An 18321-nucleotide genomic window follows, 5' to 3' on the forward strand; every position below is an offset into this window, starting at 1 on the left:
GGCAACCGGGCCCGCTCCTCGCCGTTGCGGGGGCCCGGCCCGGGGCCCCGCCGCCCGTCGGCGGGCCGCAATGGTGTCCGTACGGCGGTCACCGGAACGCATGCCCCCGGCGTTCGGGGATACTGGACGGGCAGACCCAGAGGAAAGGCCACCACACGTGACTGAGATCGAGATCGGGCGCGGCAAGCGCGGCCGCAGGGCGTACGCGTTCGACGACATCGCCATCGTCCCGAGCCGGCGTACCCGGGACCCGAAGGAGGTCTCGATCGCCTGGCAGATCGACGCGTACCGCTTCGAGCTCCCCTTCCTGGCCGCCCCCATGGACTCGGTCGTCTCCCCGCAGACCGCGATCCGCATCGGCGAGCTCGGCGGCCTCGGCGTGCTGAACCTCGAAGGCCTGTGGACCCGCTACGAGGACCCGCAGCCGCTGCTCGACGAGATCACGGAGCTGGACGAGGAGTCCGCGACCCGTCGTCTCCAGGAGATCTACTCGGCGCCGATCCAGGCGGACCTGATCCGTCAGCGCATCAAGGAGGTGCGCGACTCGGGCGTCGTCACCGCCGCCGCGCTCTCCCCGCAGCGCACGGCCGAGTTCTCCAAGGCCGTCGTCGACGCCGGCGTGGACATCTTCGTGATCCGCGGCACCACGGTGTCGGCCGAGCACGTGTCGGGCGCCGCCGAGCCGCTGAACCTCAAGCAGTTCATCTACGAGCTCGACGTCCCGGTCATCGTCGGCGGCTGCGCCACCTACACGGCGGCCCTGCACCTGATGCGCACCGGCGCGGCCGGTGTCCTCGTCGGCTTCGGCGGCGGCGCCGCGCACACCACGCGCAACGTGCTCGGCATCCAGGTCCCGATGGCCACCGCCGTCGCGGACGTGGCCGCGGCCCGCCGCGACTACATGGACGAGTCCGGCGGCCGCTACGTGCACGTCATCGCCGACGGCGGCGTGGGCTGGTCCGGCGACATCCCGAAGGCCGTCGCCTGCGGCGCGGACGCCGTGATGATGGGCTCCCCGCTGGCCCGTGCCACCGACGCGCCCGGCAAGGGCAACCACTGGGGCATGGAGGCCGTCCACGAGGACGTGCCGCGCGGCAAGAAGGTCGACCTCGGCACTGTGGGCACCACCGAGGAGATCCTCACCGGTCCCTCGCACACCCCGGACGGCTCGATGAACATCTTCGGCGCCCTGCGCCGCTCGATGGCCACCACCGGCTACAGCGAGCTCAAGGAGTTCCAGCGGGTCGAGGTCACCATCGCGGACTCGCAGCACAGCCGCTGACGGTCTCCCGTACGCACGCCGGAGGGCCGGCACCCCACCTGGGGTGCCGGCCCTCCGGCATGTGCGAACGGCGGCCGGTGTCAGTCGCCGAGCTTCTTGGCCGCGCTGAAGGCGGCGAAGCCACCGATGGCGAGGAAGACGTAGGACATGAAGTCCACGCCCTCCTTCCAGATGTCGGTCAGGCCGCCGATGCCGACCTCGCTGAGCACGTCGCCCACGCCGACCTTGCCGTAGTCCGCCAGTGCCAGCGCGATGAAGACGAGCTGGCCGAGGTAGACGGCGCCGAGCGAGAGCACGGCGGCGACCGCGGGCAGGACGGGGCTGCGGCCGCCGACCTTGCCGGCGGCGAGGCCGACGAGCAGGCCGACGCCGATCGCGGCGTAGCCGACCTCGCGGTCGATGGCGTTCATGATCCCGCCGTACGCGCCCGCCGCGACCAGGGCCGCGACGACGGCGGCGACGATGCCGAGGCCGATGTTGCCGGTGCGGGCCGGGGCCGGTGCGGGGGCCGCGGTGAAGGAGTCGGGCGCGGGCGGCTGCGGCTGGATGTTCTGGCTCATGCGGGCGGATCCCCCCAGGGATGCACAGGCACACGTGTCCAGGGGGACGTATGTGCGAGATAAGTGACGCCGCAGGCTAGCAGCAGCCCCGGACATCCGTGGGGGGATTTCCCGGCATTCAGAGCCGGTGGGCCGCGCCCACCGGGCTGGCGCCGCGGGTGTCGAGGAGCAACTGGGCCTTCACCGCAAGTCCTTGCAGGTCATAGGTGCGGTGGTGCTGCAGCAGGATGGTCAGGTCCGCGTTCGCGGCGGCCTCGTACAACGATTCGGCACGGGGGACCGGCTGGTCCCTGACCCGCCAGCCCGTGATGTACGGGTCGTGGTAGCTGATCAGCGCGCCCAGGTCGATGAGGCGGCTGGCGATCTCGCGGGCCGGGGAACCCTCCTGGTCGGCCAGGTCGGGCTTGTAGGTGACGCCGAGGAGCAGGACGCGGGCCCCGCGGGCGGACTTGCCGTGCTCGTTCAGCAGGGTGGCGGAGCGCTGGATGACGTACTGCGGCATCCGGTTGTTGATCTCCTGCGCCAGTCCGACCATGCGCAGGGGGTGGCCCGGGGTGCGCGTGGTGTGGGGGAGGTAGTTCGGGTCGAGGGGGACGCCGTGGCCGCCGACCCCGGGGCCGGGGCGGAAGGCCTGGAATCCGTACGGCTTGGTCTCCGCGCAGCGGATGACGTCCCACAGGTCCACGCCGAGGTCGTGGCAGAGCACCGCCATCTCGTTCATGAGGGCGATGTTGACGTGGCGGTAGTTCGTCTCGAGGAGCTGTACGGTCTCGGCCTCGCGCAGGCCGCGGGCGCGGACCACCTTCTCGGTGAGGCGGGCGTAGAAGGCGTGCGCGGACTCCGTGCAGGCGGGCGTGAGGCCGCCGATCACCTTGGGGGTGTTGGAGATGCCGTGCGTGCGGTTGCCCGGGTCGTGGCGGCTGGGGGAGTAGGCCAGGTGGAAGTCCCGGCCGGCCCGCAGCCCGGAGCCCGCTTCGAGGATCGGGCGGAGGTACTCCTCGGTGACGCCCGGGTGGACGGCCGATTCGAGGATCACGGTGGTGTGGGCGCGCAACCGGGCGGCGAGCGCGTGGCCGGCCTCCCCGACGGCGGAGAGGTCCAGTGCGCGATCGGCGCCGAGCTGGGTGGGGGCGCAGATGACGGCCGTGCGGACCCGGCCGAGCTCGGCCGGGTTGGTGGTGATCCGGAAGCCGGCCGCCGACATGCGGCGGATCTCGGCGGCGGTGAGGGTGGAGTCCGTGACCGGACCGCTGTCGTAGCCGACCGTCTCGATTCCGGCGGCGACGGCCGCCTGGGCGAGCGGGAGGCCGAGATGGCCGAGTCCGATGACGGCGAGATCTGCGGGCATGGGGGTGCCGTCCCTTCCCTGAAATGAGGGGGCTGCCGCGCAAGTTCTCCGGGGGGCAGGGGAGCTGGCGCAATGTCAGACTAGGCGTATATATGACAGATATGTCGCATTCTGGAGTGAACGCCACCGTTGTGTTGTCCACAGGCGGTGGCTGATGTGGGTGCGGGCGGTCAGAATCGTGGAACGGGGCATGTGAGCGGGATCTCATCCGCACCAACGGGAGGCAGCCGTGAGGACAGCGACACTGGGGCCGGCACAGCGGGCCGAAGCCCTCAGCCGGATGGCCGAGCGGGAACTGGACGTGCTGGTGGTGGGCGCGGGCGTGGTGGGCGCCGGCACCGCCCTCGACGCCGTGACGCGCGGCCTGTCGACCGGCCTGGTGGAGGCGCGGGACTGGGCCTCGGGCACCTCCAGCCGCTCCAGCAAGCTGATCCACGGCGGCCTGAGGTATCTGGAGATGCTCGACTTCGCCCTCGTGCGGGAGGCGCTGAAGGAGCGCGGCCTGCTGCTGGAGCGCCTCGCCCCGCACCTGGTGAAGCCGGTGCCGTTCCTGTACCCGCTGCAGCACAAGGGCTGGGAGCGGCTGTACGCCGGATCGGGCGTCGCGCTGTACGACGCGATGTCGGTCTCCAGCGGCCACGGGCGCGGCCTGCCCGTGCACCGGCACCTGTCGCGCAGGCGCGCGCTGCGGGTGGCGCCGGCGCTGCGCAAGGACGCGCTGGTCGGCGCCCTGCAGTACTACGACGCCCAGATGGACGATGCGCGCTACGTCACCACGCTCGTGCGTACGGCCGCGGCGTACGGGGCGCACTGCGCCAATCGGGCGAGGGTCATCGGTTTTCTGCGTGAGGGCGAGCGGGTGGTCGGCGCGCGGGTGCGCGACGTGGAGGGCGGGGGCGAGTACGAGATCCGCGCGAAGCAGGTCGTGAACGCGACCGGGGTGTGGACGGACGACACCCAGGCGCTGATCGGGGAGCGCGGCCAGTTCCACGTGCGGGCGTCGAAGGGCATCCACCTGGTCGTACCGAAGGACCGGATCCATTCGAGCACCGGACTGATCCTGCGGACCGAGAAGTCGGTGCTGTTCGTCATCCCGTGGGGCCGGCACTGGATCGTGGGGACCACGGACACCGACTGGGACCTGGACAAGGCGCACCCGGCGGCTTCGAGCGCGGACATCGACTACCTGCTGGAGCACGTGAACTCGGTGCTGGCGGTGCCGCTCACGCGCGACGACGTCCAGGGCGTGTACGCGGGCCTGCGGCCGCTGCTGGCCGGGGAGTCGGACGCGACGAGCAAGCTGTCGCGCGAGCACACGGTGGCGCACCCGGTGCCGGGGCTGGTGGTGGTCGCCGGGGGCAAGTACACGACGTACCGGGTCATGGCGAAGGACGCCGTGGACGAGGCCGTGCACGGGCTGGACCAGCGGGTGGCCGATTGCGTGACGGAGGACGTGCCGCTGGTGGGGGCGGAGGGATACCGGGCGCTGTGGAACGGTCGGGCGAGGATCGCGGCCCGGACGGGGCTTCACGTGGTGCGGGTGGAGCACCTGTTGAACCGCTTCGGGTCGCTGACGGAGGAGCTGCTGGACCTGATGGCCGCCGACCCGGGGCTGCGGGAGCCGGTGTCCGGGGCGGACGACTACCTGCGGGCCGAGATCGTGTACGCGGCCTCGCACGAGGGGGCCCGGCACCTGGACGACGTACTGACGCGGCGGACCCGGATCTCGATCGAGACCTTCGACCGGGGGACGCGCTCGGCCCGGGAATGCGCGGAGTTGATGGCTCCGGTGCTGGGGTGGGACAAGCAGCAGATCGAGAAGGAAGTGGAGCACTACGAGAAGCGGGTCCAGGCGGAGCGGGAATCGCAGCGTCAGCCGGACGACCAGACGGCGGACGCGGCGCGGCTGGGGGCGCCCGACATCGTTCCGTTGTAACTCCGGGATGCGGAGGGGGGAACCGCAGACCCGGGGCGTCCGTCCGTTGCGGAGTGAGGAACAATGAGGGTTCTGCCGGGGCGGGTTATCACGAGCCCCGGCCGCCGGGTCGCTCAGCCGCCGGGGCAGGCGGAGCAGCGGCAGGATCGCAGAGGGGACGCATGTCGAAGCCGGAGCACACCGAGTCACCTGCGGGGTCGCCTGCGGCGAAGCCTGACAGTGCGAAGTCTTCGGCTGGCCGCGCGCCTTCCGGAACCCGTACGGGGTCGCCTGCGGGGGCGCCTGCGGCGAAGCCTGACAGTGCGAAGCCTGTGGCCGACGCCGTGGTCGCGGCTGCGCCTGCGGCGGAGCCCGCGGACGCGAAGCCGGGGACCGGCCCTGCCGGGTCGCCTGCGGCGAAGCCCGACGCTGAGAAGCCGGCCGGGTCGCCTGCGGCGAAGCCCGGGCGGGAGAAGACTTCGGCCGAGCCCGAGGGGGCTGGGGCGCCTGAGGCGAAGCCTGACGATGCGAAGCCTGCGGCCGTGAAGCCCGGGTTGAGCAAGGCCGAGCCTGCGCCCGCGGCGAAGGCAGGGGCCGGGGACGCGAAGCCGGAACTGGGCAAGGGCGCTCCTGCGCCCGCGGCCAAGGCCGGGCCCGAGGACGCGAAGCCCGGGCTGGGCAAGGGTGCGTCCGAGGGCGAGGGCGCGAAGCCTGTGGTGGAGCCTGACGATGCGAAGCCTGCGGCCGTGAAGCCCGGGTTGAGCAAGGCCGAGCCTGCGCCCGCGGCGAAGGCAGGGGCCGGGGACGCGAAGCCGGAACTGGGCAAGGGCGCTCCTGCGCCCGCGGCCAAGGCTGAGGGTTCGGTGGTGAGGACGGGGGTCAATCCCGTCGTCGAGAAGGCCGATGCCATGGCCGCCGCCGTCAAGGCCGCCGCCGCGAAGGCCGCCGAGGGCGGACAGGACGAGGGGCGGTTGCTGGCCGGGCGGTACCGGCTGAGTGCCGTGCTCGGCAAGGGCGGGATGGGTACCGTCTGGCGCGCCCAGGACGAGACCCTGGGCCGGACCGTCGCCGTCAAGGAGCTCCGCTTCAGCACCGGGGTCGACGAGGACGAGAAGCGACGCCTCATCACCCGTACCCTCCGCGAGGCCAAGGCCATTGCCCGGATCCGCAGCGGTGGCGCCGTCACCGTCTACGACGTCGTCGACGAGGACGGCCGCCCGTGGATCGTCATGGAGCTCATCGAGGGCCCCTCGCTCGCCGAGTTCATACGGGAGAACGGCCCCCTCACCCCGCACCGCGCCGCCGAGGTCGGCCTCGCGGTGCTCGACGTACTGCGCGCCGCGCACGGCCAGGGCATCCTGCACCGCGACGTGAAGCCGTCCAATGTGCTGATCGCCGGCAACGGCCGTGTGGTCCTCACCGACTTCGGCATCGCGCAGGTCGAGGGCGACCCCTCCGTCACCTCCACCGGCATGCTCGTCGGCGCCCCCTCCTACATTTCCCCCGAGCGCGCCCGCGGCCAGAAGCCCGGCCCGCCCGCCGACATGTGGTCGCTCGGCGGCCTGCTGTACGCCTCCGTCGAGGGGGTGCCCCCGTACGACAAGGGGTCCGCGCTCGCGACCCTCACCGCGGTGATGACCGAGCCCGTGGACCCGCCGAAGAACGCCGGTCCGCTGACCGACGTCATCTACGGCCTGCTCGCCAAGGACCCGGCCCACCGCCTCGACGACGGCCGTGCCCGGGCGATGCTGAATGCCGTACTGGCGGCGCCCGAGCCCCGGCCGGCCCCCGTGGTGGCTCCGGCGGCCGAGGAGACCCGGCAGATCTCCCTGGCGGACGCCCAGGATGCCGCGGAGAAGGCCACCGCGGAGAAGGCGGCCGAGAAGGCGGCGAAGAAGGAACGCGAACGGCGCGAGCGCGAGCAGCGCGAACGGGCCCGCGCCGCGCTGAAGGCCGCCCGCAAGGCGGCGACCGCCGCGGCCGCCACCACGGCCGTCTCCGCCGCCGAGTCCCCGAAGTCCAAGCCGTCCCCCGTCCCGGCTCCGCTCACGGACGTCATGCAGCGCCGCACGATCGTGCTGGCGATAGCGGCCGTGGTCGTGGTGCTGGCGGTGGTCGGTTCGCTCATCGCCTACTCCCTGGGCGACGACAAGGACGCCAAGAAGGAGGGCAAGGGCGGCAAGCAGCCCACCCCGGCGGCCTCGGCACCGAAGGACCCGGGCAGTGGCGGGACCGGGGGGACGGCCCCGAAGCCCTCGGGGAACACCGGTGAATCGGCCGGCACCGGCACCGGAAGCGGCACCGCAGGCACCGGCACCGGTGACCAGGCGGGCCAGGGCCAGCAGACCCCGGCCGCGAACCAGGGTCAGGGCGCCACGTCCGGCGGCGCCGGCGGTGCGGTCCCCGCGGGCTTCTTCCTGGAGCGGAACTTCGGATTCCACTTCACGATGGCCATGCCCGAGGGCTTCAAGCAGACGGCCACGGCGGGTGAGAACTCCGGCGCCATATACAGCCGTGACGGCGGATTCCCGCGGATCCAGGTCGACTACACCGACAAGCCGGGCGAGGACGCGCGCCTGGCCTGGGCCAAGGCGGCCCCCGCGGTGGCGCGCGACAGCAACGGCTACCGGCAGATCCGCATCGACACGGTGGACTACCGGGGCTACCCGACCGTCGCGGACTGGGAGTTCGAGCGGGAGCAGAAGGGGATCAAGGTCCGGGTGCTCAACCGCGGCTTCAAGCTCGACGCGACGCACGGCTACGCGATCATGATCAGCTGCGCCGCCGACCAGTGGGACGCCCCCGAGTGCACCCAGTTGCGCAACGTCGCCTTCGAGACCTTCCAGCCGCTCGGCTGACCTCGGGACGCGGGCGGCCCCGGCGACGTATCGTGTCGGAGGGGCCATGGGGAGCCCGCCGCACTCGGGGGAGGCGATGTGGAGGAGTACGCGGGCCGGATCCTGGCCGGCCGCTACCGCCTGCCCCTGCCGCCGTCCGACGCGTACGAACTGATAGAGACCCGCGCCTTTGACACGCGCAGCGGGCAGGAAGTCCTGGTCCGGCAGGTGCCGTTACCGGAGGTCGTGGACGCGGAGCTGCTCGACGGGCCGCGGGCCGTCCCGGCCGCGGCGCGCCGCTCGCCCGGCGATCTGCCGGCCGTGCGCCGGGCCATCGAGGCGGCGCAGGCGGCGGCTTCGATCCCGGACCATCCCCGGCTGGACCAGGTCTTCGACGTGTTCGCCGAGGGCGAGTCGCTGTGGATAGTGAGCGAACTGGTCCCGGCCCGGCCGCTGGCCGCGCTGATAGCCGATGAACCGCTGAGCCCCTACCGGGCGGCCGAGGTGGCCTCCGACGTGCTGACCGCGCTGCGGGTGCTGCACGCGCACGGCTGGACGCACCGGAACATCACCGTCCGGACCGTCCTGGTGTGTGAGGACGGGCGGGTCGTGCTGACCGGCCTGGCGGCCGGCGCGGCGGAGGAGGCCCTGTGCGGGTACGACCCCGTCCCCAGCGCCGAGGACACCGGCGGTGGAACGGGGTGGGGCGCTGGCCCCCCTCCGGCGGCGGTCACCGTCCCGGCTCCGGCCCCGCAGCCCGTTCCCGGCCCGGTTCCCGGCCCGGGTCCGGCCCCGGACCCGATGCCGGGGGCGACGCACGCCGCCGGTCCGGTGGAACTCCGTACGGAGCCTGCCCCCGCCTACGCACCGCTCGTGGCCCCCGGCTACGACACGGGGCCGCGGTACACCGACCACATCACCCCCGGACGTCCGCAGGACGGCCCGGACCTCCAGGCCGCCGCACGGGCCGGGGCCATCGCCGCCTACCGGGCCGGGGCGCGGGCGGCCGCCGCCCGGGTCGTCGAGGAGCGCAGGGCCGGGGCCGGCGCCGAGCCGGAGGCCGGTCCGATGCCGGAGCGGCGGCCCGAGGGGTCGACCCTCCCGCAGGGGTACTCGTACCCGTACGGCGGCCCGGAGACCGGCGACGCCGCGCCCTGGCACGGCGCGACGCCCCGCCGGGCGGAACTCCCGGCAGCCGCCCCGGAGCCGCAGCCGCTTCCGGAGCCGCAGTGGGAGCAGCGGCCGACGCCGGACACCGAACCGCAGCCGGAACCTTCGCCCCAGCCCGGGCAGCGCCCCGCCCTGCCCGCCCAACTCGCCCTGCCCCAGGGCTACCGGCAGGCCGACACCCCGTCCCCGGCCGTCCCCGATCGGCCGCAGCCCGTCGGCGGCGACGGCCGGTCCGGGCCGCGGACCGGCCTGGACGCCGAGCGCGCACGGCAGACCCGCATGGCCGTGGTCGGGGCCGTCACCGAGCGGTGGGCCCCCGAGCAGGCGGGCCCCGTGCACGGGCACTGGCAGCTCGCGGCCCCCGTCGGCCCCGCCACCGACCTCTGGGCGCTCGGCGCGCTGCTCTACCGCGCGGTGCAGGGGCACGCCCCCTATCCGGAGGACAGCGTCGCCGAGCTGGTCGAGATGGTCTGCGCGGAGCCGCCCGCCTTCGCGGAGGAGTGCGGGGCGCTGCGCCCGGTCGTGGAGTCGCTGCTGCGCCAGGACCCCACCGAGCGGCCCGACTTCGAGGAGCTGCGCGGCTGGCTGCGTTCGCTCGTACGGTCCGCGCCCGAGCCGGACGCCGGCTTCGGGATGCTCCCGATGCCGGAGCCGGATCCGGCGCGGCTGCCCGTCGTACGCCGGCGCGGCGAGGTCCACGGCCGGCACCGCAATCCCGCGGCCCCCCGCAAGCCGCGCGCCCTCGGCCGGATGCTGCTCGTCGGGATCCTGGTCCTCCTCGCCGGCGGGGTGGCGTACGCGATGCTGTTCATGCCCCGGGCCGGGGATCCGGAGGCGACGGGCGGATCCAGCGGCGGCGCCACGCAGGCTCCGGCGAAGCCGAGCCCCTCCCAGGTCCCGTCGGGCACGCCCGAGTCCAAGCCCGCTCCGCAGACGACCGCGCCCGCCGAGTCGCAGGCGGCCCCCGCCCCGGCCCCGGCCGGTTACACCACCCAGCAGGACCCGGAGCACTTCGAGATCGCCGTGCCCAACGGCTGGGAGCGCCGCGGAATCAATGAGTCCGGTCAGGTCCGGTACACCGACGGGCAGTTCGTGCTGACCGTCGTCCCGGGCCGCGACAAGGTCCAGGGCAATCCCGATCCCGCGGCCTACCAGAAGGACAAGGAGCCGGAGCTGACCCCGTACCGGACGTCCACCTGGTCGACCGTCGGCGACGTGAAGACCACCAAGGTGGGCCAGCAACTGCGTGCTACCGGCCGGTACACGTGGATCGACGGGACCGGCCGCAACGTCTACGCCCGCAATTACGTCGTCGCTCTGGGCGGCAGCTACCACGTCGTCCTGGTGACCGGTCCGGAGGACGAACAGTCCAAGGTGACCGAAGTCTTCGAAAAGGCCACGGCGAGTTACAAGGCGGGCGGTTGAGCGGATACTGACGACTGATCAGTACGGCGATTGCGTCACAGTGCCGTCTTTCGGCGCCCGGGCGGTTCCGGCAGCCCCTCCGGGATCCGTAATCTGGCCTGAAGTGCAGAGAGCGGCGGGATTTCGTGGAACAGCAGACAGGTGGGGGCGCCGTGTTGGCGGGCCGGTACCGGCTCGTCGAGCCGATCGGCCGGGGCGGCATGGGCAAGGTGTGGCGCGCTCATGACGAGTTGCTCCACAGGACCGTTGCCGTCAAGGAACTGACGGCGGGTCTGTATGTCGCCCAGGCCGACCGGGACGTCATGCACGCCCGGACGCAGAAGGAGGCCCGCGCCGCGGCCCGGATCCAGCATCCGGCGGTCGTCACCGTCCACGACGTGCTGGAGCACGACGACCGGCCCTGGATCGTCATGGAGTACATCGACGGGCCCTCCCTCGCGGAGGCGGCCAAGGCTGCCGGGCGGATCGAGCCCCGCGAGGCGGCCCGGATCGGGCTGCACGTGCTGGGGGCGCTGCGCGCCGCGCACGCGGTCGGCGTACTGCACCGGGACGTGAAGCCGGGGAACGTGCTGCTCGCCAAGGACGGCCGGGTGCTGCTCACGGACTTCGGGATCGCCGCGATCGAGGGCGACTCGTCCATCACGCGCACCGGCGAGATTGTCGGTTCCATCGACTACCTGGCCCCGGAGCGGGTCACGGGCGGGTCCCCGGACCCGTCCTCGGACCTGTGGTCGCTGGGCGCCACCCTCTACACGGCGGTGGAGGCCCGCTCGCCGTTCCGCCGTACGTCGCCCATCTCCAGCCTGCAGGCCGTGGTCAACGACGAACCGCCGGCCCTGAAGCAGGCCGGAGCGCTCGGGCCGGTCATCACCGCGCTGTTGCGCAAGAACCCGGCGGAGCGGCCCTCGGCCGCGGAGGCCGAGCGGATGCTGCTGGAGGCGATGGAGGGCCGGGAGCCGAAGTCGGCGCAGGCGTACGTGCCCACGCGCGCGGTGACCCCGGAGGAACTGGCCCCGGCGCAGGGACCGGCCGAGGCGTCGGCGCCGCCGGCGGACGTCGCGGCGACGGCCACGCTGCCGGAGCCGCCCGCACCCGGGGCGACCGGGGCCACCGCGGTCACCGTGGCCGACCCGGCCCGGGGCTGGGGCGGACGGGCCGTGGTCGTGGCCCTGGTGGCGGCGCTGCTCGGTGGCGGCGGTGTCTTCGGGGTCCTGAAGTACACCACGGACTCGGACCCGGACGGCGGTACGGACAAGGTCGTCACCTCGACGGGCGGACAGTCCGGGGACGACGGGAAACCGCAGGAGGCGGCCCCTCCGGCCGGCTACAACAGGGTCACCGACCCCCTCGCCGGCTTCACCCTGTTCGTCCCGGAGGGCTGGACGCGCAAGGCGAACGGGGACCAGATCGACTACACCCCGGACGACGGCAAGCACTTCATCCGGATCGCCGCCGATTCCACCCCGGACTACCAGGACCCGTACGCGCACCTGCTCGACCTGGAGAAGCAGGTGGCGAAGCGGACCGACTACAAGAAGGTGCGGCTGAACCAGAACACCTTCCGGGACAGCACCCGGTCCGCGCTCTGGGACTTCACCTGGACGGAGAAGCAGAACCACCCCGGTCCGCGCAGGGCCAAGGAACAGATGTACGTGGCGCCGGACGGCACGGAGTACGCCATCTACATGTCGAGCCCGATCTCGAGCTGGGCCACGACAGAGCAGCAGTTCGACATCGTCCTCAGCGGCTGGGAGCCGCCTGCCAAGAAGGGCTGATTCCGGCATCCTGCCAGCGATCACTGGCGGACTTGGCAAAATCCGGTTACCGGCGGGTACCCAAAGACTGTCCGGCGCAATACGCTCACCGGCATGACGGACTCGCAGGCCCCCGACGCCCCCCTCCGCACCGCACCGCAGCCCACCAACCCGGTCGCCCCGGCCCCGGCCGGTGCCCGCACCGCGGCCGATGTGGTGACCCCCGACCTGGTCGCCAGGCTGACCCGCGGAGTGATCGGATCCGGTCGCACCGCCAACCACACCCCCTTCACCGGGGACCGGCTGGCCGAGCTTCCCGAGGCCACCCCCGAGGACGTGGCCGAGGCCTTCGACCGGGCCCGCGCCGCCCAGCCCGCCTGGGCGGCGGTGCCCGTACGCCAACGGGCCGCGGTCCTGCTGCGCTTCCACGACCTGGTCCTCGCCCGGCAGGCCGAGGTCCTCGACCTGATCCAGCTGGAGACCGGCAAGGCCCGTCTGCACGCCCACGAGGAGGTCCAGGCGGTCGCCGTCTCGGCCCGTCACTACGGCCGCAGGGCCCCCGCGTACCTGCGCCCCAAGGGCCACGCGGGCGCCATGCCCACCCTCACCAAGGTCACCGAGCTGCGCCAGCCGCGCGGGGTCGTCGGCCAGATCGCCCCCTGGAACTACCCCCTCGAACTGTCGGTCGGGGACGCCCTGCCCGCCTTCGTCTCCGGCAACGCGCTCGTCATGAAGCCCGACACCGAGACGGCGCTCACCGCCCTGTGGGCCCGTGACCTGCTGATCGAGGCCGGACTGCCCGCCGAGGTCTTCCAGATAGTGCTCGGCGAGGGCCCCGTCGTAGGCCCCGAGGTGGTCCGGCACGCGGACTACGTCTCCTTCACCGGCTCCACCCGGACCGGCCGCGAGGTCGCCCGCGGCGCCGCCGACCGCCTCGTCGGGGTCTCCCTCGAACTCGGCGGCAAGAACGCCATGCTCGTGCTGCACGACGCCGACATCGAGAAGGCCGCCGCCGGCGCCGTCCGGGCCTGCTTCTCCTCCGCCGGCCAGCTCTGCATCTCGATCGAGCGGCTCTACGTCCACGCCTCGATCGCCGACGCGTTCGTCGAGCGGTTCGCCGCCCGTACGAAGGCCATGCGGCTCGGCGCCTCCCTCGCGTACGGCGCGGACATGGGCTCCCTGGTCGGCGAGCGGCAGCTGGAGACCGTACAGCGGCACGTGGACGAAGCCGTGGCCAAGGGCGCCACCCTCGTCGCCGGCGGCACCGCCCGCCCCGACATCGGCCCGCTCTTCTACGAGCCCACCATCCTCGACGGCGTCGAGGCGCCCATGGCGGTGTGCGGTGAGGAGACCTTCGGCCCGGTCGTCTCGATCTACCGCTTCACCGACGAGGACGCCGCGATCGCCGAGGCCAACGCCACCGCCTACGGCCTGAACTCCAGCGTCTGGACCAAGGACTCCCGCCGCGGCCACGCCGTCGCCGCCCGCCTACGCACCGGCACCGTCAACATCAACGAGGGCTACGCCCCCGCCTACGGCAGTGCCCAGGCGCCCATGGGCGGCATGAAGGACTCCGGCCTCGGCCGGCGCCACGGCTCCGAGGGCATCCTCAAGTACACCGAGGCGCAGACCGTCGCCCACCAGCGGCTGCTCCCGATGGCGCCCTCGCTGGGCATGGACGACGAGAAGTACGCGGCGTTCATGAGCCGCAGCCTCAAGGTCATGAAGGTCCTCCGCTTCCGTTGATCTCCGACTCCGTTAAGGGGCAGCACCGTGTCTGAGTCTGAGTCGTACGACTACGACGTCATCGTCATCGGATCGGGCTTCGGCGGATCGGTCTCGGCGCTGCGGCTGACCGAGAAGGGCTACCGGGTCGGCGTCCTGGAGGCAGGGCGCCGGTTCACCCGCGAGGGCCTGCCGAAGAACAGCTGGGACCTGCGCAACTACCTGTGGGCCCCGGCCCTCGGGCTGTACGGCATCCAGCGGATCCACCTGCTCGGCAACGTGATGGTGCTCGCGGGCGCCGGCGTGGGCGGCGGCTCGCTCAACTACGCCAACACCCTGTACGTGCCGCCCACCGCCTTCTTCGAGGACCGGCAGTGGGCCTCCATCACCGACTGGCGCGAGGAGCTGGCCCCCTACTACGAGCAGGCCAAGCGGATGCTCGGGGTGCGTCTCAACCCGACCATGACCCCGTCCGACATCCACCTCAAGGCGGCCGCCGAGAAGATGGGCGTCGGCGACTCCTTCCACATGGCCCCGGTCGGCGTCTTCTTCGGCGACGGCGACGACGCCGGGGGCGCCCGCAGGGTCCGCCCCGGCGAGGAGGTCCCCGACCCGTACTTCGGCGGCGCCGGCCCCGCCCGCAAGGCCTGCACCGAATGCGGCGAGTGCATGACCGGCTGCCGGCACGGTGCGAAGAACACCCTGAACGAGAACTACCTGTACCTCGCCGAGCGCGCGGGCGCCGTCATCCACCCGATGACCACCGTCACCGCACTGTCCGACCATCCCGAGGGCGGCTACCGCATCCGCACCGTGCCCACCGACGGCCGCCGCCGGGGCAGGGCGAAGGTGCTGCGCGCCCGCCACGTCGTCGTCGCGGCGGGCACCTACGGCACGCAGACGCTGCTGCACACGATGAAGGACCGCGGCGAGCTCCCGCGCCTCTCGCAGCGGCTCGGTGAGCTGACGCGGACCAACTCCGAGGGCCTGGTCGGCGCGCAGACCGACGACCGCCGCTACCGCAAGCGGCACGGCGACGAGCGCCGGGCCGACTTCACCCGGGGCGTGGCGATCACCTCCTCGGTGCACCCCAACGCCGACACGCACATCGAGCCCGTCCGCTACGGCAAGGGCTCCAACGCCATGGGGTTCATGACGGTCCTCCAGGTCCCCCACAGCAGGCACCGGGTGCGGGCCTGGCTGGCCCGCAGTGCGAAGCACCCCCTGCAGTTCGCCCGGTCCCTGTCCAACCGGCGCTGGTCGGAGCGGACCATCATCGGCCTGGTCATGCAGTCGCTGGACAACTCCCTGACCACCTACCGCAAGCCCGGCGGGATCGGGAAGGGCCTGCTCACCGCCCGCCAGGGACACGGCGCCCCGAACCCGGTCCAGATCGGGGAGGCCACGCAGGCGGCGACCCTGCTGGCCGAGGAGATCAACGGTTTCCCCGGCAGCAACATCGGCGAGCTGATGGGGACCCCGCTGACGGCGCACTTCCTGGGCGGCTGCCCGATCGGCGCCTCGCCCGAGGAGGGCGTGGTGGACCCGTACCACCGGCTCTACGGGCACCCGGGCATCTCGGTGGTGGACGGTGCGGCCGTCTCCGCGAACCTCGGGGTGAACCCGTCGCTGACGATCACCGCGCAGGCGGAACGGGCGATGTCGTACTGGCCGAACAAGGGGGAGCGGGACCCGCGGCCCGACCAGGGGGCGGACTACGTCCGCCTGGACGCGGTGGAACCGGTCCGTCCGGCCGTCCCGAAGGAGGCTTTCGGCGCGCTGCGGCTGCCGTTCCTCGGGATTCCTGAGATTCCGCCGCGTCAGTCGTGAGCGATCCGGAACCGGCGATCTGACAGCGGTGGGTACCGCGCTCCCCCTCCGAGCGCGGTACCCACCGCGGTACATACGTGACAGATGTTCAGCCTCGAAGGTTGTACCGGAATCCCGCGAGCCGGCCTGTGGTGTCGATCACACAGCGAAGTGTGCAACTGCGACTGACGTTCGACAGTCAACGGCTGCATGAGAAAGCGCATCTCTTTGCTGGCTGCCGGCGGCCTCGTGGCCCTGGGCCTGGCCACCACTCCCGCACACGCCGCGGACCCCGTCTTCACCCTGGCCGGACCGGCCGAGGTGGGCCTGCGCCCGCACCCCGGGCAGAACGGCCAGCCGCAGAAGACCTCGGTCGAGTTCCGGGTCGTCAACGACTCCACGAAGACGTTCGCCCACCAGAGCACCTTCACGATCGACCTGGGCGCGCTCAAGGGCATCGCCGACGTCAAGCTCGCCGGGCAGCAGGGCGCGAACTGCACGCTCACGGCCACGGCCGTGACCTGCAAGCGCTGGGCGCTGTGGGCGGGCGACACCACCGTCGTGGACCTGGACCTCACCGCGGCCAAGGACAGCAAGGTCGGCGCGACCGCGGCCCTGACCGTGACCGGTCAGGCGGAGGGCGCCACCTTCAAGCCCGCCACCACCAAGGTGCGCGTCGGCGGCCCCGACCTGGTGCTGGAGAAGGCCAAGCTCAATGCGGAGCAGAAGCCGGGCGACAAGCAGAACCTGTCGGTCGTCTTCGCCAACGAGGGCACGGACCCCGTCAACGGGGTGGTGCTCGAGGTGCGCACCACGCACGGCATCGGTCTGGTCGAGCAGTACGACAACTGCTCCTACTCCGAGGACAGCAGCGCGGACCAGCCCTGGAACACGGGCTGGAGCACGGTGCAGTGCCTGCTGGAGGGCGAGTACGAGCCGGGCGCCGTCTACGGCCTCGACGGATCGCTGACCCTCAAGGCGGCCCCGCACGCCTTCATCGACGGGCTGACCTACGCGGTGTACGCGGCCGGCGACCAGCCGAAGACCGCGAAGCAGCGCACGCCCGCCGGCGGCAAGAAGCTGTCCCCGGCGAAGCGGGCCGGCAAGGCCTCGGCCCAGGCCGCCCCGCGTACGGGTGACCTCGACCCCTGGGACAACATCCAGGAGTTCGACTTCGCGACGAGGAACACCGCCGACCTGGTCGGCGCGGGCGTGTCCCTCAAGGGCAAGGCCGGCGAGACGGTGAAGGCCGACTTCGGCTTCCGCAACAACGGCCCCGCGTGGGTCGCGTACCTGCGCTCCGGTGAGGACGTCGCCCGGACGGACATCGTGATCCCGGCGGGCGCGCGGGTCACGAAGGTCCCGGCCGGCTGCACGGGCGTCAACGCGGACGGCTCGCAGCGCGAGCAGGCCCTGGGGGCGCCGCGCTACTTCTGCTCCACCGGCCACGTGGTCGGGGAGGCGGAGAAGTTCGCCTACCCGTTCGAGCTGAAGATCGAGAAGGTCGTGGCGGACGCCAGGGGCTCCGTCACGGTCGGCCAGTGGACGCCGGAGGGCACCACGGGCCACCGCTGGGACCCGGACCACGCCAACAACAAGGCGGCCTTCGTGATCAACGCGAAGGACGGCGGCCCGGCCCCGACCCCGACCACCTCGGTCACGCCGACCCCGACCGGCTCCGCGACGCCCACCGCGACCGCGACGGCGACCGCGTCCGCCACGGCGACCTCGGGCACCGGCACCACGGCGAACGGCGGTCTCGCCTCCACCGGTAGCTCCGCCCAGATGATCGCGCTCGGCGGGGCGGTGCTCCTGGCCGTCGGCGGCGGGCTGTTCGTGGCCTTCCGCCGCAAGGCCGGCGGGCACGCGTAACGACGTCACCGCGCAGGCGCGTCCGCGCCACCGCATGACAGCACCACAGCACCACCGCTTGCCCCGCGTGCGCGGGGCAACGCAGAACGGCCGGCCCGGGGCGTCCCCCGGGCCGGCCGTTCTTTACGGGGTGACCGGGCTGCTGTCCCCTGCCGTCCGGTCACGCGAAGGAGCGAGGTCCCACGACGCACGCTCCACGGGGCGTGCGTCTCATCGCTCCAGCGGAGCCACGCGTGGTGTTGCGGTCCCGCGGCTGGCTGACGCGGACATCCTCACCAACGAAGGAGCCCGGGGCCGGTCACGGCGCCGGACGAGTGACGAACAACCGTCACACGCGGCCCCGGCACAGCTCCAGCACCGTCATGGCGAGGGCGGTACCGGGCTTGCCGAGGGCGTCGCTCCAGTGGGAGAGCACCTCCATCTCGCGCGACAGGTGCACCCGGCGCCCGCCGGAGGAGATCCGGGCGTCCTGGATGACGGTCGAGACGGCCATCCGTTCCTGGATCAGGCCGATGATCCGGTCGTCGAGGGCGTCGATGCGCATGCGGCAGTCGGCGATCAGCTGCTCGGGGGTCGTGGCGGTGGTGGTGACGCTCATGGGGTTCTCTCCTGTGGTTCGTGTGG

At 72.7% G+C, this 18321-nt stretch carries 11 protein-coding genes; 8 read left to right on the forward strand and 3 right to left on the reverse strand.

The genetic code is table 11. The features are described from left to right. The first annotated feature begins 157 nt into the window (after positions 1-157). Complete coding sequence (locus OG444_RS23515) at positions 158-1282, forward strand: GuaB3 family IMP dehydrogenase-related protein (protein WP_327264027.1); 1125 nt, start codon at positions 158-160, stop codon at positions 1280-1282. 80 nt (positions 1283-1362) lie between these two features. Here the strand turns inward: OG444_RS23515 and OG444_RS23520 are convergent, their stop codons facing one another. Continuing rightward, positions 1363-1842: a hypothetical protein gene (locus tag OG444_RS23520; RefSeq protein ID WP_327264028.1), complete on the reverse strand. Its 480-nt coding sequence runs from the start codon at positions 1840-1842 to the stop codon at positions 1363-1365. Positions 1843-1960: 118 nt separating this feature from the next. Next, entirely contained in the window at positions 1961-3190 is a 1230-nt protein-coding gene (locus OG444_RS23525) for a nucleotide sugar dehydrogenase (protein WP_327264029.1), read from the reverse strand. A gap of 229 nt (positions 3191-3419) precedes the next feature. On the opposite strand from OG444_RS23525, the gene OG444_RS23530 reads away from it, so the two are divergent. The 7 genes from OG444_RS23530 (at position 3420) to OG444_RS23560 (ending at position 17697) form a co-directional block, all read left to right on the forward strand. Next, positions 3420-5126 carry a glycerol-3-phosphate dehydrogenase/oxidase gene (locus OG444_RS23530; RefSeq protein WP_327264030.1) on the forward strand — a complete coding sequence of 569 codons (1707 nt, stop codon included), beginning with the start codon at positions 3420-3422 and terminating at the stop codon, positions 5124-5126. Positions 5127-5647: 521 nt separating this feature from the next. Next, positions 5648-7963, forward strand: coding sequence for a serine/threonine-protein kinase (locus OG444_RS23535; protein ID WP_327264031.1), 2316 nt, complete (start codon positions 5648-5650; stop codon positions 7961-7963). A 78-nt stretch (positions 7964-8041) separates the two neighbouring features. Further along, complete coding sequence (locus tag OG444_RS23540; RefSeq protein ID WP_327264032.1) at positions 8042-10537, forward strand: protein kinase; 2496 nt, start codon at positions 8042-8044, stop codon at positions 10535-10537. Positions 10538-10662: 125 nt separating this feature from the next. Further along, the gene (locus OG444_RS23545; protein WP_327264033.1) at positions 10663-12312 is read left to right on the forward strand and encodes a serine/threonine-protein kinase; all 1650 of its coding nucleotides are present in this window, start codon (positions 10663-10665) and stop codon (positions 12310-12312) included. Between the two features lie 93 nt (positions 12313-12405). Next, positions 12406-14037, forward strand: a complete 1632-nt coding sequence (locus tag OG444_RS23550) for a succinic semialdehyde dehydrogenase (protein ID WP_327264034.1) — start codon at positions 12406-12408, stop codon at positions 14035-14037. Between the two features lie 27 nt (positions 14038-14064). Further along, a complete protein-coding gene (locus OG444_RS23555) occupies positions 14065-15846 on the forward strand; it encodes a GMC family oxidoreductase (RefSeq protein WP_327264035.1) in 1782 nt (593 codons plus the stop codon). 189 nt (positions 15847-16035) lie between these two features. Continuing rightward, entirely contained in the window at positions 16036-17697 is a 1662-nt protein-coding gene (locus OG444_RS23560) for an LPXTG cell wall anchor domain-containing protein (protein WP_327264036.1), read from the forward strand. A gap of 328 nt (positions 17698-18025) precedes the next feature. On the opposite strand, the gene OG444_RS23565 is transcribed toward OG444_RS23560, so the two are convergent. Continuing rightward, a complete protein-coding gene (locus OG444_RS23565; protein WP_327264037.1) occupies positions 18026-18295 on the reverse strand; it encodes a chorismate mutase in 270 nt (89 codons plus the stop codon). Positions 18296-18321 lie beyond the last annotated feature (26 nt).

This window comes from Streptomyces sp. NBC_01232, assembly GCF_035989885.1.
Lineage (GTDB): Bacteria > Actinomycetota > Actinomycetes > Streptomycetales > Streptomycetaceae > Streptomyces.

Excerpts from the sequence above, each read along its gene's own strand:
- OG444_RS23520 (WP_327264028.1), bottom strand. The coding sequence starts at position 1,842 with ATGAGCCAGAACATCCAGCCGCAGCCGCCCGCGCCCGACTCCTTCACC.
- OG444_RS23525 (WP_327264029.1), bottom strand. The coding sequence starts at position 3,190 with ATGCCCGCAGATCTCGCCGTCATCGGACTCGGCCATCTCGGCCTCCCG.
- OG444_RS23550 (WP_327264034.1), top strand. The coding sequence starts at position 12,406 with ATGACGGACTCGCAGGCCCCCGACGCCCCCCTCCGCACCGCACCGCAG.
- OG444_RS23560 (WP_327264036.1), top strand. The coding sequence starts at position 16,036 with ATGAGAAAGCGCATCTCTTTGCTGGCTGCCGGCGGCCTCGTGGCCCTG.
- OG444_RS23565 (WP_327264037.1), bottom strand. The coding sequence starts at position 18,295 with ATGAGCGTCACCACCACCGCCACGACCCCCGAGCAGCTGATCGCCGAC.